Raw genomic sequence first — 20,436 nt, forward strand, 5'->3', positions numbered from 1 at the left:
TGAGGACCTAATTTCCAAAAATCACTGGAGGAGGAATGCAACAAATGAGTAGAATGTTTAAACAAGTCATCTCGATCTTACTCGCAGCTGCTTTGCTTATTCCATCAGGTTGGCTGGCTCCGATTACGGAAGCTGCAGCACCCGATACGATAATACCATCAGACTCAGTTATGGTATATCACGAAACCTTTGCGAATGGCAAAGGCATCGCAGGCCAATCGGGCAGTGCTAGTCTTACGCCTGTCACGGATAAAGTTTTTGCCGGTAATACAGACGGTGCAGCTTTATATGTAAGCAACAGAACAAATAACTATGACGCGGCGGATTTCAAATTCAGCGACATGGGCCTAGAGAACGGCAAAACCTATACAGTGACTGCAACTGTGTATGTAGATGCTGGTGTGACTATACCTAGTGGTGCACAAGCTTATCTTCAAACTATAGACAGTTATGGCCTTTTGGCAAACGTGAACTATGAAGCAGGTAAAGCGATCACCTTAACTAAAGAATTCACTGTGGATACGAGTAAAGATACGAAACTTCGCGTTCAATCGAATGATGACGGGAAAACAGTTCCATTCTACATTGGGGACCTTCTCATCACTTCAAAAAAAGTAGTCACAGAAACGGATAAAGAAATTTACCACGAATCTTTTGTGAGTGGCAAGGGTTTAGCTACACAATCAGGTAGTGCTAATCTAACAGCTGTCACCGGTAAGGTTTTTGCTGGTAATGCTGATGGTGCCGCATTATATGTTAGCAATAGAACAAATGACTGGGACGCGGCTGATTTTAAATTTAGCGACATAGGCCTGGCAAATGGTAAAACCTACACGGTGACCGCAACAGTGTACGTTGATCCTGATGTGACTGTTCCTAGCGGTGCACAAGCTTATATACAAGCGATAGGCAGCTATGCCCTTTTGGTAAGTGTGGATTATGAAGCTGGCAAAGGGATCACTTTGACGAAAGAATTCACCGTAGATACGAGTAAAGATACGAAACTTCGCGTCCAATCGAACGCGATAGGGAAAGCCGTTCCGTTCTATATCGGTGATGTGTTGGTTACAGAAAAGGTGACTACGACACCGACACCATCGCCAACACCAGAACCACCTAGAGATCCAGCGTTACCTTTTACCACGATTACTTTTGAGGATCAAAAGGCAGGTGGTTTTGAAGGCAGAGCAGGTAGCGAAACGCTTACTATTACGGATGAAGACAATCATACGGATAAGGGTTCATACGCTTTAAAGGTAGAGGGCAGAACGAGTACTTGGCATGGACCTTCATTACGTGTGGAGAAATATGTGGACAAGGGCTACGAATATAAAATTTCGTTATGGGTCAAGCTGATCCAGCCTGCAAGCTCCCAGCTTCAGCTGTCTACCCAGGTTGGCAATGGAAGCAGCGCCAATTATGTACAACTCGCGCCTAAAACCATCAGCGCAAACGATGGCTGGATTCAGTTCGAAGGCACATACCGCTATAACAATGTAAGCAGCGAGTATTTGACCATTTACGTGGAAAGCTCAAGTAACAGTACTGCATCTTTTTACATCGACGACATCAGCTTTGAAAAAACAGGATCGGGTCCGGTTGGTATTCAAAAGGATCTTATTCCGATTAAAGATGCTTATGAAGATCATTTTTTGATCGGAAATGCAATATCTGCGGAGGATTTGGAAGGTGTCAGACTTGAACTTCTGAAAATGCATCATAATGTCGCTACGGCAGGTAATGCCATGAAGCCGGATGCGTTGCAGCCTACAAAGGGCAACTTCACCTTCACCGGTGCGGATGAGCTTGTAGATAAAGTGTTGGATGAGGGAATGCAGATGCATGGACATGTGCTGGTATGGCATCAGCAATCACCAGCATGGCTGAATACAACAACAGATGCTGAGAACAACACGATCCCCTTGGGAGGGGATGAGGCTCTAGAGAATTTGAGGGCGCATATCAAAACCGTCATGGAGCATTTTGGCGATAAGGTGATCTCCTGGGATGTTGTCAATGAAGCGATGAGTGATAACCCATCTAACCCATCGGATTGGAAAACTGCACTGCGATCCGCTCCATGGAAAAGTGCCATCGGTGCAGACTACGTAGAGCAGGCGTTTCTGGCGGCAAGAGAAGTGCTAGATGAGAATCCTGATTGGGATATTAAGCTTTATTACAACGATTATAATGAAGATAATCAGAATAAAGCGCAGGCCATCTACAGTATGGTCAAAGAAATTAATGATAAGTATGCGCTGACCCACCCTGGTAAATTGCTTGTTGATGGAGTCGGCATGCAAGCACATTACAGCATCAATACAAACCCAGAAAATGTGGAGCGGTCCTTGGAGAAGTTTATTTCCTTGGGCGTCGAAGTTAGCATTACCGAGCTGGACATTCAGGCTGGAAGCAACTATCAGCTTTCTGAGAAGCTCGCTAATGCGCAAGGTTATCTGTATGCGCAGTTGTTAAATATCTTCAGAGCTAACGATGAGCATATCAAACGCGTTACCTTCTGGGGTATGGATGATAACACGAGCTGGAGAGCTTCTTCTAATCCACTGCTGTTCGATAAGAACTTGCAAGCCAAGCCAGCATACTATGGCGTTATCGATCCTGATACCTTCATTGAAGAGCATGAGCCTGAAACGGTTGAAGCCAATCATTCGACCGCCAAATTCGCTGCACCTGTCATTGATGGAACGGTTGACGAGATCTGGAGCCAGACCGCTGAAATGCCGATCAACCGTTATCAAACAGCTTGGCAGGGAGCGAGCGGAGTGGCAAAAGCACTCTGGGATGATCAAAATCTTTATGTCCTGATCCAGGTTAGCGATACGCAGCTTGATAAGAGCAGTGTGAATGCGCATGAACAGGATTCGGTTGAAATCTTCGTGGATCAAAACAATGGGAAAACAACGTTCTATCAAGAGGATGATGGGCAGTACAGAGTCAATTTTGACAACGAGACTTCATTTAATCCCACAAGCATCGCAGCTGGTTTCGAATCGGCGACTCACATTTCCGGAACAAATTACACGGTTGAAGTGAAGATTCCGCTTCATGGGATAACTCCGGATGACGATACAAAGCTTGGTTTCGATGTACAGATCAATGATGCTAAAGACGGCTCACGTCAAAGTGTTGCAGCTTGGAACGATACAACCGGTACCGGATATATGGACACATCTGTTTACGGTGTACTTACCCTCAAGGGGAAATCTACTGATACGGAACCAACACCAACACCAACACCAACACCAACACCAACACCAACACCAACACCAACACCAACACCGGATCCAACAGCAACGCCAACGCCAACACCAACATCGACGCCGGATCCAACAGTAACACCAATATCGACAACGGAACCATCAGCAACTCCAACACCTGTACCAACAGCGACACCAGCGCCAACCAATGAACCAACTGGTAGCAGCAACACCGGTAGTGCGGTAACAGTTCCACAGCCTGTAGTCATTGCATACAAAGATGGTGTTGTTACGATTACACCGGAGATGAAATCCGGTAACGGGCATGCTATAGGTACGATCTCCAGCGATAGCTTGAAAAAAGCGCTTGAACAGGCTACCGCAGCGGCAAACGGCAAGAAACAAATCGTAATCGAAGTGCCAAAGCAAATGGATGCGAAAGTGTATGATATACAATTGCCTACCCAAAGCTTGATGGGGAAAGAAAACTTTGAGCTATTGCTTAAGACGGAAAATGCTACAATCCAAATTCCAAGCAATATGCTACCCGACTTAACAGATCATGCTGAGCAAGTGTCCATACGCATAAGTAAAGTCTCTGCGGACAGCCTGAGTGCAGCTACCCGCAATTTGATTGGCAATCACCCAGTTATTGATCTAAGCGTAGTATCAGGCGATAAAGTCATTCCGTGGAATAACCCTAACGCGCCTGTAACAGTATCCATTCCTTACACACCGACAGCGGAGGAAATAAGTAATCCAGATTTAATCGTTGTTTGGTACATCGATGATAACGGCAACGTAGTACCGGTTCGGAACGGTCGATATGATGCTGCAACCCAAAAGGTTGTATTTCAAACGACTCACTTCAGCATTTATGCAGTAACCTTTGTAAAGAAAAACTTCGGTGACCTGCAGAACGTATCTTGGGCGAAACAAGCCATAGATGTTATGGCAGCTCGCGATGTCATCCAAGGAACGAGCATGAATAGCTTCTCACCTGCAGATTCTATTAAGCGAGCGGATTTCATTGCTCTTCTCGTGAGAGCGCTTGAACTGAAGGGAACAGGCAAAAGTGCAGCATTGTTCAGCGATGTCCAAAAGACGGACTATTATTATGATGAACTGGTCATCGCGAAGGAACTGGGAATTGCCACAGGCTTTGAAGATGATACGTTCCGACCACACAGTGATATCTCTCGTCAAGATATGATGGTGCTGACCGCACGGGCACTGGCGTTATCCGGCAAGCAAGTCAAGGCGAGCGGAGCTTTAAATGCTTATCTCGATGAAGCAAGTATCTCCAGCTACGCGAAAGACAGTGCATCATTGTTGATCAAATTCGGAGTTGTGAACGGTAAGAATGGTAGAATTGCACCTAACGACACGCTTACCCGTGCTGAAGCAGCAGTTATCTTGTATCGCATCTGGAAGCTGTAGGCTCAGTTTAGAGAGAAGACGTCTTTATAGTTGGTAGCAAGTAATATTTAAAAACCTGTAAACAACAGAAGAACAGCGATTTTCCCATCTTGGAGGATCGCTGTTCTTGTTTTGTATAGGACACAACGGATATGGCTATGCCAGAAATGAGTTCAAGGGGTGCACGAAAGGAGTGCCGGAGCCCGTGTTTATTGGCTTCTTCATAGAAGTTGCTTTTTGTTCCTCTGCTTCAGGGTCAAACCTATAAAATTATGGGGAAATCTTCCCTATAATTCTACATTAAAAGATCATGTGGATAGATTATAGGGAAATTATCCCTATAATTCAGCTGGACTCGGTGTATTTTATTGAAATTAGCCAATATATAGGTAGAAATCCCGTATAATCTGCTCATATAACAGCTGTGAGCTAATTTATAGGGAGGATTTCCCTATAACACGTTCCACCTAAAGTAAAATGCTCCTCTACATTGAAGTTTTTACTCGCCAAACCACCGAAAATCTGTGGAAAGTACAACAAGTTGTGCTTCGTAAGCTACAAATTTAAACTAACAGAAGCCAACTCACCCAATAGGGTAATTTTGTTCGTCGATCAATATAGAGAAGATTTCTCTGACATAGGCAACATCAATGCCGTAAAAAGTAAAGCAGACCCTGCAGGTAGTTCGCAGGGTCATGCTCTTCAAAATTTGGGAGGACAGTTCAAAGGCTGTCCTCATCTTATTTCTTACTTTCTCCCTTGGCATTAAGCATGGCGATCAGCTTATCGCCCTCGACATCTAGGTTCGGGAGCAGACGGTCCAACCATTTCGGAAGCCACCAGGCTTTGTCGCCGAAGACGGCCATTACCGCCGGAACGAGCGTCATACGGATGATGAAAGCATCGATCAGGATGCCGAAGGCCAGTGCGAATCCGATCTGCTTAATCATCGCATCAGGTGCGAAGATGAAGCCAGCGAAGACGGAAACCATGATTACGCCTGCGGCAAGCACGACGCGGCTAGCGAGATCGTAACCGTGAACGACACTGTCGTTGCCATGACGTCCATGGACGTAAGCCTCACGCATGGAGCTAACCAGGAATACCTGATAATCCATCGCCAGCCCGTACAGAATACCAGTGACCAAAATTGGCATAAAGCTTAGCAGTGGGCCTCCCGTGTCAAAACCAAACAGGGAGTGCAGCCATCCCCACTGGTAGACGGCCGTGGTTAGGCCAAAAGTAGCGAGGACACTGAGAATAAAGCCTATCGTCGCCTTGATCGGAACGATGACTGACCGGAAAACGAGTAACAGAATAATTAGCGATAGAATTACGATGATGCCAATATACAGGGGAAATGCGTCGGATAACTTGGAAGACATATCGATATTGATCGCAGTGAAACCGGTCACGCCAAGTGTTACATCATTTGCTGATGCGAGGCTGGAAGCGGGATCGCGCAGATCCTGCACCAGATCTCTCGTTTTTGTATCTGTAGGGCCGGTTTTAGGGATTAGACTGATAATAGCAATATCTCCGGTCGCGTTGACGCCCATTGGGGACACCAGCGTGACGTTATCATGCATTTGCAACTCTTGAACCAGCTTGCCAAGTGTCTGCATGGAAATCTTGTCGGACGGGTTGTTTGGTTGGGCCACCAGTAGCAGCGGACCGTTAAACCCTTCGCCGAAGCCCTTGGAGATGATGTCATAGCTCTGACGTGCTGGGGTGTCCAGGTTTGCTGAAGCTCCAGAAGGAATACCAAGCTCCATTTTGGTTACTGGAATCGCCGCTGTGCCAAGAACCAGAACCACTAGAACAATGATAGCCCAGCGGTATTTCACCGTAGCGTTCGCCCAGCGGTGTGAGAACCCGTGACGGGCTTTGTTCGCGGAAGCTACGTTCTTTGAACGAGCCTTGGCGGTGCAGATCCGTTCGCCGACCAGACCCAATAGCGCAGGTAGGAGGGTAAGTGCCAACAGAACAGTGATCAGAACGCTGACAGCAGCAACGAGAGCCATGGTCGACAAGAAGCCGATGCCGATGACCAACATGCCGCAAAGGGCGATGATGACGGTCAGTCCGGCGAAGAATACTGCACTGCCGGCGGTGCCGACAGCTCTGCTTGCCGCTTCCTTGGCACTTAAGTTCTCATCGAGAATTAACCGTCGCTGCCGGTTCACGATAAATAAGGAGTAGTCGATACCGACAGCCAGACCGATCATGACTGCGAGAATAGGTGTAATGTCATTCATATGCACAATATTAGAAAGCGCAAAAGCACCGCCGACGCTAATCGCGACGCCAAGGAGCGCGGTGATCAGCGGGAGTCCGGCTGCAACAATGGAACCGAGCGTAATAAACAGCACAACTGCTGCGACGGCTACGCCGATCGCTTCTGTAGATCCGATGGACGGTGTGCTTTTGAGTGAATCACTCGGAATGGCTGTGATCCCGGAGCCTGCCTGCTCGACTTCGGTTACAGCCTTAATAACGTTATCTGGTACAGAAGAGGGGAGAGATGTCTGCTGAACCGTGAACTGGAATTGGAACAGGGCGATGCTGCCGTCGGCGGACAGCATAACGCCGGGAACAGGAGCACCATCAACGATTAGTGGTCCATAAGGAGCGGCCTGAGCTGCCGCAGTAGCTTGACCCGTAGCGTCTGTCTGACTCGCAGCCGCCGAAGGGTCCGCAGCGGCAGTCTGACCACCGGCAGCTGCTGCTGGGTCTGCTCCTGCAGCTTGCCCCGCAGCTGCCGCGGCTTGCGCGGCCAGTTCAGCAGGATTGATGATATAGTCCATGCTGTAGACATCATTTATAGCCTTCAGAATCAGTGCTGATCTCTCCGGCGTATCTAGCCGTTCTCCATCAGGCGCGGTGAAGGCAACGCTCGCCTGACCGCCAGCAGCCGCTGGAAGTTCCTTGACCAGCATATCCAGCACTTTTTGCGATTCAGTGCCTTCAATTTTCATTTCCGAGCTGGATTGGATGCCATTGACACCAAGCAGGGCGCCTATAACACCGAGAATCAGAATCCAGACCGTAAGGAAATACCAGGGCTTGGTATATGCTGATTTGCCCAATCGGTACAGAAATGTTGACATATTATGGTTTCTCCTTTGTATCTCTAAATTAGAAGCCTTTGCGTAAATAAGTGAACATTGAATTTAGATATTGATCGAACGATATGGCATCGGAGTGTTCATCCCGCTCTTCACCTGGCAGCATGACGTTTAGTCGTCCATCCAGAATCGGCACGAACGCTCCGTAAACGGCACCAGCGAGAAGATGTGTATATCCGTCGGCATAACGTCCATGAGTGAACTGTTCGAGCACTTCCTGCGCGGCAATCTGCAGGCGGCGGAATACGCTGAGGATATAAGGCTCCAGCGACTGATACTGATTAGCCAGCGATACGAACTGCCGTAATTGATACAGAAACTCGGAAGTAAACTGCAGCTTGAACAATTTGTACAAGGCATCCAGCGGTGTTGCATCTGGGGGCAGGTTCTCGAATAACATGCTCTTATCTTCTCTTGAAGAGTTGCTGATAAAATATGCGGCTACCGCCTCTTCTTTGCACGAGAAGTAGTTGGCAAAGGTCCGCCGGGAGTAGCCGGCCTTCTGGACAACGTCGTCGACGATGAAGCCGTCCATACCTACTTCAAGCGCAAGCTCGAAGGCGGATTTGGCTAAAGCATAGGCCGTGGCTTCTTTTTTTTTGTCGCGTAATGTCGGTTTGGGGTTCAAATTCTATGCGATCTCCTTTCTTAAGTACAGAGAACTCTCTGGGCTCAATTTCTATTTTTATATTATTGCCCAAAGGGCAAAATTGCGCAATGGGCAATTTTTTTAGAGATGGGTGGAGGTCATATTCAGGATACAGGATAGTGAACCGTCCGAGCTTGTAACAGAGTAGTTGTTAGACTAAAAAGAGATCAGCGATGATTAACATCGCTGATCTCTTTTGCAAGTTACTATAAATAGTGCTAATTGCTTCTATTTATCAAGCTTCTTTGGCAATGATTTTTTTGAGCTTCACTTCGGGCTCTGGCTCAGAATCAGGCGCTTGCCCAACACGTTTAATGAAGAAAGAGAGCAGCAGACCGAGGACACCGATGCCCACAATAACTAGATAGGAATCATTGATACCTTGGATAGAGGCTTCCATGAGCATATGTTCCTTTGTTCCGGTCTGTGTGCTGCCTGCAGCCATCATATCCTTCATATGCGTTGTAGTACGGCTTGTCATTACGGTGACGAGTAAGGAAGTTCCCACGGCGCCAGCCACTTGTCGAATGGTGTTGGAGATCGCAGTACCGTGCGCACTAAGCTTGGAGGGTAATTGATTTAACCCTAAAGTTTGTATAGGCATAAGAAGCAGAGCCATACCGATCCGGCGCCCTGTTGACATATATACCAGATACATATAGCTGGTTGAGTCCGTTAAATTAACAAAGCTTAGCGTAGTTGCAATTGTAATCAGTAGACCGATAATGGCCAGCCATTTTGCCCCGAACCGGTCGAACAGCTTTCCAGTTACCGGCATCAATAAACCCATAATGAGCGCACCAGGAAGCAGCAGCAAGCCGGATTCCATCGCTGTAAAGCCACGGGCATTCTGCAGATACAGAGGCAGCAGCATCATATCTGCATACATCACGATTGTAACTGCGATACTGATGACAGTCGTTAAGGAGAACATACTGTATTTAAAGGCCCGAAGATCAAGCAGTGGGTTTTGGGAAGCGAGCTGCTTCCAAGCGAACAAGCCAAGGGAAAGGACACCCAATCCAAGAGAGAACAGTACTTCTGCGCTTGACCATCCTGCGCTGGCAGCACGGCTGAAGCCATACAGCAAGGTGCCAAAACCGATAGTAGAAAGAACTACGCTAACAATATCCAACTTGGGATAGACACGTTCCGATACATTTCTCAAATAAATAAATCCGCAGATGATTACAATGACAGTCAAAGGAATCATGCCGTAGAACATAGTTTCCCAAGAATAATGCTCCAAAATATATCCGGCCAAAGTAGGTCCAATCGCAGGTGCGAAAATAATGGCTAACCCTACCATTCCCATGGCAGCCCCTCTCTTTGCAGGAGGGAACAGGGTCAAGATGACATTTGTGAGCAGCGGCATGATAATCCCAGCACCAGCTGCCTGAATCATACGCCCGGTCAGTAGAATAGGGAAGTTTGTTGCGATGGCCGAGACGATCGTTCCAGCCAAAAATATAAACATGGAAGCTTGAAAAAGCTCTCGCGTCGTAAACCTTTGCATCAAATAAGCTGTAATTGGGATTAGAACCCCATTAACCAGCATATAGCCTGTTGTTAGCCACTGAGCGGTTGCAGCCGAGATATTAAAATCATGCATTAACTCCGGTACGGCAACGCTCATTACAGTCTGATTCAGTGTCGCAAGAAAGGCGCCCAAAATCATAATGAATAAGATGGGTCCCTTTTTTACGGAACTGCTTGTTACTTCTGTCTTTGTACTCACTCCACTCCATCCTTTCAAATCGTTGATCATGGACTAAATTTACAGTGTGTTGTATAGTTTACAATGCATGAATTAGATTATAAATGAAATTTTCATGTAATCAAGCAACGATTTGCGAAAAAATGTAAAATAGTTTACATTCGTTTTAAATTTGTAGTGTTTTCTCATTAAAAACAACAATTATTTAAAAATTGTAGTTTACGATATGAAAGTTAAAGATTGGAGAGAGTAAGATGAATAACACAACGCAACGTACAGATCCCCGGGTACTTCGTACACGTCAATTGCTTAGAGATGCTGTGATTGAATTGCTTGAGGAAATGGATATTGAGAAAATATCAGTAAACCGTATTGCAGAGCGGGCTAAAATCAATCGTGTTACTTTTTATCTGCATTATCGGGATCTCCCGGATATGTTGGAAAAGATGGCGGATGAGATGGTGGAGGACATTTTACAAGTGGTCAACAACGATGACAACGATCACGAATCGGTTGAAGAAGAGAATTTGAGGATACTAGAGAGTCTGCTTAAGCATATTGCGGAAAATGCCAAATTCTATAAAGTGATACTCACATCGAAAAGAAGCCCTATTTTTACAGACCGTCTGTTCAACTTGATGGCGGAAATCATCTCTGCACACCAGGAGAAAAAGGAGGGTGCTGCTGAGCATTCCAAGATGCCCATACAGAAGGACATTGCCGTTTGGTACGGTTCAGCAGCCCTAATTGGCACGGTTATTTCTTGGCTTCGAGATGACATGCCCTATACGCCAGTGTATCTTGCCAGACAAATTAGTATGCTGCGTGCGAACTAGTCAAATGAATACGATCGTAAAGAAAAAGCCGTGCATCGCTGCGCGGCTTTTTCTTTACGATCGTGTACAGAGCGGGTAACTCACTGCACACTGAGATTATCCCAGTTGACTTGGAACTCCTTCAGCATGCCTTCCTTGGTCAGCTTGCCACCGAGATAGCCTTGAATGCTGCTGGATAATTCCTGCGGCATCCCGTTCGGCAGGCGGGTCCAGTTCCAGGTCAGCGCCTGATCCTTATCGGTATAAGCTAGCACCTCGGCGCCCAGCGTTCCAAGATCTTCTTCGGTGCCCTTAATGCTGTCGAGCGCAGGGATGAACTGAAATTCCTTAGTGATATATTTTTTCCCGGTCTCGGAGGTGACTAGCCAATTCAGGAAGACCTTGGCTTCCTCCTTGACGGGGGAATTTTTATTGATCACCCAATTGCTTGGTACGCCTACATACAGCTTGTCGTTGTCAGCGGGCGTGTCGTCAATGGGCATCGGCAGGATACCCAGATTAAGATTGGGATCGATGCCGTCGATCTGTCCTTGCGTCCAGTTGCCCTGCTGCATCATCGCGGCTTCTCCGCTCGCTACCATAGTGACTTGGGTATTATAGTCGGTTGAGAGCGGGTTTTTGTTGCCGTACTCTACAGTAAGGTCCAGCAGGTCGATCCATTTGGAGGAAATCGGGTCTCCGGCGAAGGTTTTGGAGCCGTCCGTAAGCCCGGCGATAAAAGCTTCGGGATCAGGCTGCTGAGCAAAAGCTACGTTCACATTATGATTGCCGAGCACGAACCATTCCTGGTACCCATTCGCAAAAGGTGTGATGCCTGCCGCCTTTAATTTCTCGGAGGCTTCGCGCAGAGCGGTTAGGGTTAAGGGTTTCTCGGTGATGCCTGCCTTCTTAAACAGATCCTTATTATAGATGAAGCCGTATCCTTCAAGATTCATCGGCATGCCATAGAGCTTGCCATCTATGGTCATTTGTTCTGCTGCAAGTGGCTTTACATCCTTGGCCCAAGCTTCACCGCTTAGATCCTCCAGATATTCCAGCCACATATCACGTTCATTGTTGCCACCGATGGTGAAGATATCCGGCTCATCCCCAGAAGAGAATTTGGCGCGTAGGGAGGCGCCGTAGTCGGTCCCGCCACCCACGCTCTGAATCTCCAGCCTAATATCGGGGTGTTCCTTCTCAAATTCGGTCTTAAGCGAAGCTAGTGCTTCAGATATTTCTACCTTGAACTGGTAGATATGCACGGTTTTAACTCCATTCGCATTGTCGCTGCCGCGTCCGCAGCCGGCTGTCAGGGTAGCCAGCAGCAGGGAGCATGCGAGGAGAATTCCACGTTTGGTTCTCATATTCATTCATCCTCTCTGGCTGAAAATAACGTGTATCGTTAGCCCTTTACAGAGCCTTGGGCAATGCCTTCGATAATATATTTTTGCATCGCTAGGAAAAAGATGACCACAGGTGTAATCCCGAGCACGAGTCCGGGAAGTGCCAAATCCCACTGCTTCGTGTATTGTCCGAAAAAGCTATAAGTGGCGATGGGAATGGTGCGAAGCCCCGGGTCCTGCAGAATAAGCGAAGGCATCAGGTAATCGTTCCAGATCCACAGGGTATTCAGAATAATGACGGTGACAATTATCGGCTGCATGAGTGGAAGCACAATCCGGAAAAAGGTACCGTAAGGACTGCTGCCATCCACTCTCGAAGCCTCTTCAATATCAAGAGGGACCGATTTGACGAAGCCATGGAACAGAAACACAGTCATCGGGGCGCCAAATCCAAGATAGGCTAGAATCAAACCAGCGGTTGAATCCATGACACCCAGACCGCTAACCACTTGCACCAGCGGAATCATGATCGCCTGAAACGGGATAACCATAGCGGCCACTAAAGCAATATAAAGCAAGCGGTTATACAATCTGTTATTGCGTACCATTTTATAGGCACACATAGAGCAGAGGAACGCTAGCAGAATATTACTAATCACCGTGATAATAAAAGAGTTCAGGAAGGCATGTGGAAAATCGATAGCTTTCCAAGCTTCGGCGTAGTTGCTCCACTGGAATACGGAGGGGAGCGCAGCGGAATCTGAAAGAATCTCGCTGTAGCTTTTCACTGAGTTGGCCAGCAAAAAGTAAAACGGTACTAGGAATAAAAGTCCCAGCAGGATCACAAGCAGTTCGATCAGCAGCAGGGGAACATTGAATTTCTTGGCGGTAGTCTCCATTACAGCTCCACCTCTCTTTTCTTGGTTGCTCTAACCTGTAGCAGGGAGATCACGGCCACAATAACGAAGAAAATCATCGCTTTGGCCGAGCCCATTCCGAACCGGCTGATGGTGTAGGCCTCATTGTAAATATTCAACGCTACAGATTCGGTAGCTTTGAAGGGACCACCCTTGGTCAGTGATAGGTTAAGATCGAACAGCTTAAACGACCAAGAGATAGACAGAAATAGGCAGACGGTAACAGCTGGCATAACGAGTGGGATAGTGACATGGCGTAAAGCCTGAAAGCGTCCAGCGCCATCCACTTTAGAGGCTTCAAGCAGGCTCTTGGGAACGTTGTTGATTGCAGAGATGTAGATGACCATTAGGTACCCTGCATTTTGCCAGACAAATACGATCACAATCGCCCAGAAGGCCGTCCCTCCGGTGCCTAGCCACGGAAGATTAAAGAAGGACCAGCCAGTAGCCTGTCCAATCGAGGAGAACCCTCTGACAAAAATAAACTGCCAAATGAACCCGAGCAAAAGTCCGCCAATAACATGAGGTACAAAAAATACCGTTCTCAGGACATTGCGGGTGAATAGCTTGCGGGTCAGCACATAAGCGAGTGCGAAGCCAAGCAGATTGGTCAGTACTAGACCGAAGAAAGTGAACTTCGCTGTGAACCAGAATGAATTAAGAAAGGAAGGGTCCTTTGTGAAGATATGTAGATAATTCCGGAGCCCGGTCCACTCCACATGACGCGAGATTCCGTTCCAGCTGGTAAATGAATAATAGAGTCCCAAAAAGAAAGGAATCAGCACAATCATAAAGAAAAACAAGGAAGTTGGCCCGACAAAAACAAACTGCTGCATCAGGCGTGATCTTTTTCTATGGTCCATCGTTTTTCACCCCTTTTTGTTAATGTAAACTTTTCTTTCTATAACCGGATTGGTGATAAACCGAAACAAACATACTTGAAATTGTCGCTGCTTCAGAATGATATCATCTCAGGCTTGACAGCCCTTTCAAAGAATCGGTATGGTGGACTTGTCAGACTAATAGGGGGTTGATACGCATGTCAGGATTGCTTGGTAATTTTGTTACGCAGATTGGAATATTGGTGAATGATGTTGAGAAGGTAAGTACGGCATATGCGGAGTTTTTTGGACTCGAAAAGCCGGAAATTATCGTTACAGATACAGAAGATATTGCGCAGACCCGGCATAATGGCGTGGCGACGCAGGCGCGGGCAAAGCTGGCTTTTTATGATATGGGCTCCTTACAGCTGGAATTGATTGAACCCGATCATGAGCCGAGCACGTGGCGCGATTATTTGAATGAGCATGGGGAGGGACCTCATCATATTGCTGTTATGGTTAATGGAATGAAGGAGAAGATTATGCTGCTCGAAGGCAAAGGCTTCCCACTCCAGCAAAAGGGTGAGTATACCGGGGGGCGTTACGCTTATATGGACACTTTCAAGGAGTTAAAAGTAATAGTGGAGCTGCTAGAGAACGATAAGGATAACGGGGAGGAATAATTATGAATATTATCATTACCGGTGCTGGACGTGGACTAGGTTATGAACTGGCGGCCGAAGCGCTGAAGCGTGGCCATGGAGTTATTGCAGGGGTTCGCCGCCCCGATCAGGAACAAACAGCGCTATCGAAGCTTGCTGAAACCTATGGAGATAAGCTAACCATCGCTGCGCTGGACGTGACGGACGAGGCGGGAATCGCGGCACTTGCTGCGAGTCTACAAGAACAAGGACGGACGCTCGGTGCCATTATTAATAATGCGGCGGTGCTCAGCGCCCGTGATACATCGATTGAAGCGTTGGATTTCCAAGATATGCTCACAACGATGGATATTAATCTGTATGGACCAATGCGAGTGGTTAAGCATTTCTTGCCGTTACTCACGGAACCTGAATGCTCGATAATCAATATATCGTCGGAAGCTGGAAGTATCACGAATGCTTATCCGAACGACTATCCTTATGGCATTTCCAAAACGGCGCTCAATATGTTCTCACAGCAGCTGCATGTGTATGTAAAAGATCGCGGGATTCAAGTGCTCAGCGTGCATCCCGGCTGGATGCATACGGATATGGGCGGGGCAGAGGCACCGACAAATCCTAATCATAGTGCCGAGGGGATTCTTGATCTGATCGAGAAGCGTACTACACCAGAAGGTCATTTCATGTTTGTAGATTATAAAGGTAAGGATATGAAGATTTAGGTGATATATAGGCTGAACTAAAGTTGCGAACAAAAAGCTCAGTAGTCACTGCGGTGAATCATTGGACTTCCGGCCGTTGTTGTCCCCAGATTTCTTGATTATACACCGCTCTTCGAGGTGGAAATCTCGGGACAAAGGCGGTCAGTAAAGAGAACCTCGGCAATTATGCCGAGGTCCTCTTTTTTGTTTATAGAACTGCCTATTTCTTAAGCAATAAATAAGCGAAATAAGGTACGCCGATTAGCGACACCATGATCCCTGCCGGGATGCCGTCAGGGTCGACGAGATTGCGGCCAACGGTGTCCGCGATCAGAAGTAACCAGCCCCCCAGCAATACAGCGACGGGAATAAACATCTGATTGCGCGGGCCGATTAGCGATTTCGCAATATGTGGAGCCATCAGTCCGATGAAGGCGATCCCGCCTGTGACGGAAACCGCGGAGGCGGAAGCTGCAACTGCCGTGAGAATCAGAACGATACGTTCACGTTCGAGATTCAGCCCGACACCAATGGCAGAGACTTCACTTAGGCTGAGCAGGTTGAGTCGCTGCGATTTGTACAGGGTAAAGGGAACTAGTAGGATCAACCAAGGCAGTAAAGCCCAGATGAATGGCCAATCTGTACCCCATATATTCCCGGCGATCCATTTTGCAATAAAATCTACCTTGGCACGATCTGCGGATGAAATGATCACGATCATAACGCCAGACAATGCTAGAGAGAAACCTACCCCAACGAGCACGAGCCGAGTAGGGTCAAGCCCCTTAGTCCGACTATATGAAAAAAGATAGATTAACGCTGCCGTAAGTAATGCCCCTATAAAAGCAACCAGCGGCAGCGCATAAATGAATGATCCGGCGCTAACCGGGAAAAAGAGAAAGAAAGCAGCGACAGCCACACCTGCACCGGAGTTGATACCAATAATACCAGGGTCGGCTAGATCGTTTCGTGTAACGCTTTGTAGAATGGAACCGGATAACGCTAAGGCCATACCTGCCAGCAGTGTAATCAGTATTCGCGGCAATCTTACAGAGAATAATACAAAGTCCTCTTTAAAGGTTCCGTGCCCGAATAGTACCGGAAGCAGCCTTTCAAAAGATAAGGAAGAGTACCCGATTCCCATGCTGGCGATTGCTGTTAGCAAAATCAAGCCGGCGCATACAAATAGGATAATACGTTGCTTTCGTACGGGAGCAGAGGACATCATGAGAGTGTTTTACCTCCTTTCCGAACAACAAACAAGAAGAAAGGTAGCCCAAGCATAGCAACGACGGCGACCACCGGCGTCTCATAAGGTGCATGGATTGTCCGTCCAATCGTATCCGCGAGAAGCATGAATGATGCACCCGTAAATATCGAAATTGGCAAAATATACCGATAATCGGTACCTACAATTTTACGGACAATATGCGGAATCATCAGTCCTACAAAAGCCATATCCCCAATTAGAGCGACTGATGCTCCAGTCAGCAGAATAATAAGAGTGAATAGAATCCCTTTAACTAAAGCAAGGTTTTGTCCTAATCCGATGGCTACCTCGTCGCTTAAGCTAAGAATCGTTAACTGGTTTGAAAATATTAATGCCACCACGATGCCGATGAGGATCACAGGCGCAATGGCCTGAAGCTGGCCCCAAGTTGTGCCGATCAATCCACCCGCTGTCCACATGGATACATCTTTGGATATTTTGAAGGCAATGCTTACGCCACTTGCGATAGCATACAGGAATGCAGATACCGCAGCGCCAGCGAGTACGATTCGGATCGGAGAGAAGCCACCTTGACGCACAGAGCCGAGAATAAGAACAAGCATGGCTCCTAGGGCAGCGCCGAAGAAACAAGCGATCATAGTACCAAAATAATTCAGTCCCGGCAGAAATACAAATGTAAGAGCCAGCGCCATATTAGCGCCCGAAGTCAGACCCAGCAGGCCTGGATCAGCTAGCGGATTGCGCGTCACTCCTTGCATAATAGCACCGGATACGGCAAAGGCAGCACCGATCAGCATGGCGGCCAGTTCGCGCGGCAGCCGGATCTCACGGAGAATAAGGACATTGTCTGCCTTTGAATTTGAAGTGATGGCAAGCCACAGATCATTGAAGGTGGTTTCTTTAGCCCCGAATAGCATAGCAATCACGAGGCATATAACCATTACCAATACGCTACCAAGCAGCTTGTAAAAAAATGGAATGGAGGTTTGCTTCGTAGTCATTATCTTTATTTTCCAAGAAATTGTTGTTCAAAGAATTCCAACTGGTACTCTAAGCTGAGTGGATCGTTAAAGTAGAATGCTTTTGCATCAGCCTCGAACACGTGATTGTTTTTGACAGCAGGGATACTCTTGTAGATTTCTGTATTCTGGAAGGAATTGTCCTCATCCGTGTTTTTGCTGAAAATAACGTAATCCCCAAGATAGTCCTTCAGCACTTCCGTCGAGACTGCAAAAAATCCATCCGTTTTGGTGCTTTCTTTTACTGTTTCTGGCATGCCAAGCTTGAAGTCTCCATAGAGGAGCTCAGTTCCGCGGCCAAAGTTATACCCGTATACATACAATTGCTTATTAAAGGTCTCAATAACAGAGACAGTTGCATTATCGCCAATCTTCGCTCTGATTTCTTCACCAGCTTTTTTGGTGCGGGCACTAAAGTCATCAACCCAAGCTTGGGCTTCTTTTTCTTTGTTCACCAATTTGCCGACTTCCAGCTGTTGGGTTAAGTAATCCACTTTATTATAAGTATAAGTAACAGTTGGTGCGATTTGCTTGAATTTATCGATATTCTTAATATCGGAGAGCCCGATAATTAGATCGGGTTGCAGTTCAATGATTTTCTCCAGACTTTCATCGCTAACTGCTTCTACGTCTTTCAGCTGTTCTTCAAAGCGTGGGTTAGTTTTGGACATCTCATCTACGCCCACAACAGGTACACCCAGTGCCATGACATTCCCTGTTAAAAAACGGGTGAGTACAACCACACGCTGAGGATGTGTTGGAACCTCAACGGGTCCGTTTTCGGATTCATAAGTAAAAGTCGCACTTTCTGACTCCGCAGCAGGAGCCGAAGATGGGCTGTTTGTAGGACTAGCATCATTCTTCGCCTGATTTCCCCCACAAGCACTGAGTGCAATCCCCATAATAAGTACAAACGGAATAAATATCTTTCTCATTAAATAATTCTCCCCTTTTTTTGTATGACAGTGTTTCTTTGAACAATTCTAACTGTGTAAATCAATCTTCAGTCCATGCCTTAGAGTGATTATGAGAATCATTCGCATTTGTAATCATTATAGGGATCACTTATGTGCCTAGCCATGCCTTTTTGTTGGAAAAAAGACTTGGACTATTATTTGCTTCCGAATAAAGCTACAGCACGTCCTAGTTGTAAACGAATCGAAGCCGGATTATAAGGCACCCAATCATCCAGATCAAGTAAATGGACCTTCTTCTGCTGCACTGCGGGAAGCTGGCTCCAATAAGGGGATTGGAAGATCGCTTCAGTGTGTGCGGTAGAGCCTTTGGTATCGGGAAATACAATGACTAAAATTCGGTCTCCTGCATAATCTGCAAGATCTGTAACCTCAATCGAAATCGAATGGAACTGATCTCCCAGCCTTTTTATCTCATGGTCAATCAAGGTCGGAGCTGTAAGTCCAAGCGATTGGTACATCACATAACCTACATTTCTAGCTCCATAAACGAGTAGCTCCTCAGGCTTGATCACCAGAATGGTGACGATATCGTTAGCGACTGTGCTGTGCTGCACTATTTCACGGGCTACTAGCTCTTCTTGTTCAAAATCGTTTAGCCACTGCTCCGCCCGATCACTCCGTTGAATGGCTCGGCCGATAAGGCGTAGCTGATCTTTCCATCCGATTTCGTTCCAAGAGATTTCCATAATAGGTGCTACAGCCCGCAGCTGCGCAGCACTCAATCCGTATTCTTCCAGATGTTCTTTGGCCGCAATTATCAGTTCAATGTTGGCATCGAGTAATAGCGATCTGATCTGTTCTGCAGAGCTATTGGTATTGATAAACTTCATCGCTTGTGGTGGCTCCTGACCCGAAAGATTCAAATATTCACTACTTTCAGAGATGGTAACCGCGGGTTCTAGTCCAAGTAACAGTAAATGGCTGGCATATGGGGTGAGCATTACAGCAACTCGCTGGAAAGAGCTTCGACTGTATCCTGAAGGAGATGCGCCTGTCTGCAGTTTAAAACGACGACTGAGATAAAATTCGTCCTTGTAGCCTACCTTTAGCGCAATTTCTCTAAGCGTGCCTGATCCGTTAAGCAAGAGTTCCTTGGCACTATGGACCCGTAACCGGGACAAATATTCGCTCTGGCTGAAGCCTGTCACCTGCTTGAACAGCGTTGAATAATGTGAGCTGCTTACACCCGCAATGGCGGCCAAGTGCTCACGTGTTATTTTTTCGCTAAAGTGATTCTCCAGGTAAGAAATGCTCCGTTCCATCGATGGCTGCTCATGGACTGTATATCTGGCTTCCTGCTGTTCTAACAATTGTAGAATAATCTGATGAAAGAGCATTTGATTCTGTACATGGCGTGTTTCTCGATCTGGCAGTCGGTGAAGATACAACGCCTTGACACTCGATACAATGGCAGGCTCATAAGGAAACAACAGCATATTTGAACTCGAAGCAATCTCGCTTTTTCGTATCATCGCACCACTAGGTGTGGCCTGTGTCTGCTCTTGAATCCAGATGGTGAGCTTATAGGCATGAAGCGGCTGCTGGAGATTTGTAATTAAAGAGGCATACGTATTAGCGGGGAGAAGGACTACACTTCCTTCCGTAAGCTCATAAGTTAGATTATTGACCTCAAGGCTCCCTTTACCAGCGGCAACGGCCAGCAGCACAGTTAGATTCTCATGAATCTGAACTCTTGGTAGATTTGAGGTCCCATACATCGATTGAATGCTGCCAGCGCTATATAAAGGAAAATGAGATTCGGCCCATTCCGGGATAACGTTATTCAAAATAAGGCCTCCGTTACTGTATATATTTT

14 protein-coding genes are annotated in these 20,436 nt (G+C 46.9%); 4 read left to right on the plus strand and 10 right to left on the minus strand.

The genetic code is table 11. The features are described from left to right. Window positions 1–44: 44 nt before the first annotated feature. Window positions 45–4,658, plus strand: coding sequence for a glycoside hydrolase family 10 protein (locus QNH28_RS07140; protein WP_283910763.1), 4,614 nt, complete (start codon window positions 45–47; stop codon window positions 4,656–4,658). A gap of 719 nt (window positions 4,659–5,377) precedes the next feature. Here the strand turns inward: QNH28_RS07140 and QNH28_RS07145 are convergent. The 3 genes from QNH28_RS07145 to QNH28_RS07155 form a co-directional block, all read right to left on the minus strand. After that, a complete protein-coding gene (locus QNH28_RS07145; RefSeq protein WP_283910764.1) occupies window positions 5,378–7,747 on the minus strand; it encodes an MMPL family transporter in 2,370 nt (789 codons plus the stop codon). Between the two features lie 28 nt (window positions 7,748–7,775). Next, window positions 7,776–8,393 (minus strand): TetR/AcrR family transcriptional regulator, encoded by a 618-nt coding sequence (locus tag QNH28_RS07150; protein ID WP_283910765.1) that lies wholly within the window; start codon window positions 8,391–8,393, stop codon window positions 7,776–7,778. A 256-nt stretch (window positions 8,394–8,649) separates the two neighbouring features. After that, the gene (locus QNH28_RS07155; RefSeq protein WP_283912077.1) at window positions 8,650–10,092 is read right to left on the minus strand and encodes a DHA2 family efflux MFS transporter permease subunit; all 1,443 of its coding nucleotides are present in this window, start codon (window positions 10,090–10,092) and stop codon (window positions 8,650–8,652) included. 293 nt (window positions 10,093–10,385) lie between these two features. Between QNH28_RS07155 and QNH28_RS07160 the strand changes: the two genes are divergently transcribed. Further along, window positions 10,386–10,967, plus strand: coding sequence for a TetR/AcrR family transcriptional regulator (locus tag QNH28_RS07160; protein WP_042185894.1), 582 nt, complete (start codon window positions 10,386–10,388; stop codon window positions 10,965–10,967). Between the two features lie 80 nt (window positions 10,968–11,047). Here the strand turns inward: QNH28_RS07160 and QNH28_RS07165 are convergent, their stop codons facing one another. Genes QNH28_RS07165 through QNH28_RS07175 form a run of 3 tightly spaced genes read right to left on the minus strand, consistent with a single transcriptional unit; the run spans window position 11,048 to window position 14,072 of the window. Next, a complete protein-coding gene (locus QNH28_RS07165; protein WP_283910766.1) occupies window positions 11,048–12,313 on the minus strand; it encodes an ABC transporter substrate-binding protein in 1,266 nt (421 codons plus the stop codon). 38 nt (window positions 12,314–12,351) lie between these two features. After that, window positions 12,352–13,191 (minus strand): carbohydrate ABC transporter permease, encoded by an 840-nt coding sequence (locus QNH28_RS07170; protein ID WP_283910767.1) that lies wholly within the window; start codon window positions 13,189–13,191, stop codon window positions 12,352–12,354. Next, complete coding sequence (locus QNH28_RS07175) at window positions 13,191–14,072, minus strand: carbohydrate ABC transporter permease (protein WP_283910768.1); 882 nt, start codon at window positions 14,070–14,072, stop codon at window positions 13,191–13,193. Before QNH28_RS07175 ends, QNH28_RS07170 begins: the two co-directional genes overlap by 1 nt. A gap of 176 nt (window positions 14,073–14,248) precedes the next feature. Between QNH28_RS07175 and QNH28_RS07180 the strand changes: the two genes are divergently transcribed. Continuing rightward, the gene (locus QNH28_RS07180; RefSeq protein ID WP_283910769.1) at window positions 14,249–14,713 is read left to right on the plus strand and encodes a VOC family protein; all 465 of its coding nucleotides are present in this window, start codon (window positions 14,249–14,251) and stop codon (window positions 14,711–14,713) included. 2 nt (window positions 14,714–14,715) lie between these two features. Beyond that, the gene (locus QNH28_RS07185) at window positions 14,716–15,414 is read left to right on the plus strand and encodes an SDR family oxidoreductase (RefSeq protein ID WP_283910770.1); all 699 of its coding nucleotides are present in this window, start codon (window positions 14,716–14,718) and stop codon (window positions 15,412–15,414) included. 199 nt (window positions 15,415–15,613) lie between these two features. Here the strand turns inward: QNH28_RS07185 and QNH28_RS07190 are convergent, their stop codons facing one another. The 4 genes from QNH28_RS07190 to QNH28_RS07205 form a co-directional block, all read right to left on the minus strand. Beyond that, on the minus strand, window positions 15,614–16,621 hold the full coding sequence (locus tag QNH28_RS07190; RefSeq protein ID WP_283910771.1) for a FecCD family ABC transporter permease: 1,008 nt from the start codon (window positions 16,619–16,621) through the stop codon (window positions 15,614–15,616). Beyond that, a complete protein-coding gene (locus QNH28_RS07195; RefSeq protein WP_283910772.1) occupies window positions 16,618–17,625 on the minus strand; it encodes a FecCD family ABC transporter permease in 1,008 nt (335 codons plus the stop codon). Before QNH28_RS07195 ends, QNH28_RS07190 begins: the two co-directional genes overlap by 4 nt. A gap of 5 nt (window positions 17,626–17,630) precedes the next feature. Continuing rightward, window positions 17,631–18,578, minus strand: a complete 948-nt coding sequence (locus tag QNH28_RS07200; RefSeq protein ID WP_283910773.1) for an iron-hydroxamate ABC transporter substrate-binding protein — start codon at window positions 18,576–18,578, stop codon at window positions 17,631–17,633. Window positions 18,579–18,754: 176 nt separating this feature from the next. Then, complete coding sequence (locus tag QNH28_RS07205; protein WP_283910774.1) at window positions 18,755–20,407, minus strand: helix-turn-helix domain-containing protein; 1,653 nt, start codon at window positions 20,405–20,407, stop codon at window positions 18,755–18,757. Between the last annotated feature and the right edge of the window lie 29 nt (window positions 20,408–20,436).

This window comes from Paenibacillus sp. G2S3 (assembly GCF_030123105.1).
GTDB lineage: Bacteria > Bacillota > Bacilli > Paenibacillales > Paenibacillaceae > Paenibacillus_AQ.

Bases quoted from the DNA above. Each gene is read 5' to 3' on its own strand.
- QNH28_RS07140 (WP_283910763.1), top strand. From the start codon at position 45: ATGAGTAGAATGTTTAAACAAGTCATCTCGATCTTACTCGCAGCTGCT.
- QNH28_RS07145 (WP_283910764.1), bottom strand. From the start codon at position 7,747: ATGTCAACATTTCTGTACCGATTGGGCAAATCAGCATATACCAAGCCC.
- QNH28_RS07200 (WP_283910773.1), bottom strand. From the start codon at position 18,578: ATGAGAAAGATATTTATTCCGTTTGTACTTATTATGGGGATTGCACTC.
- QNH28_RS07160 (WP_042185894.1), top strand. From the start codon at position 10,386: ATGAATAACACAACGCAACGTACAGATCCCCGGGTACTTCGTACACGT.
- QNH28_RS07195 (WP_283910772.1), bottom strand. From the start codon at position 17,625: ATGACTACGAAGCAAACCTCCATTCCATTTTTTTACAAGCTGCTTGGT.
- QNH28_RS07180 (WP_283910769.1), top strand. From the start codon at position 14,249: ATGTCAGGATTGCTTGGTAATTTTGTTACGCAGATTGGAATATTGGTG.
- QNH28_RS07170 (WP_283910767.1), bottom strand. From the start codon at position 13,191: ATGGAGACTACCGCCAAGAAATTCAATGTTCCCCTGCTGCTGATCGAA.
- QNH28_RS07185 (WP_283910770.1), top strand. From the start codon at position 14,716: ATGAATATTATCATTACCGGTGCTGGACGTGGACTAGGTTATGAACTG.
- QNH28_RS07190 (WP_283910771.1), bottom strand. From the start codon at position 16,621: ATGATGTCCTCTGCTCCCGTACGAAAGCAACGTATTATCCTATTTGTA.
- QNH28_RS07155 (WP_283912077.1), bottom strand. From the start codon at position 10,092: ATGATTTTGGGCGCCTTTCTTGCGACACTGAATCAGACTGTAATGAGC.
- QNH28_RS07175 (WP_283910768.1), bottom strand. From the start codon at position 14,072: ATGGACCATAGAAAAAGATCACGCCTGATGCAGCAGTTTGTTTTTGTC.
- QNH28_RS07165 (WP_283910766.1), bottom strand. From the start codon at position 12,313: ATGAGAACCAAACGTGGAATTCTCCTCGCATGCTCCCTGCTGCTGGCT.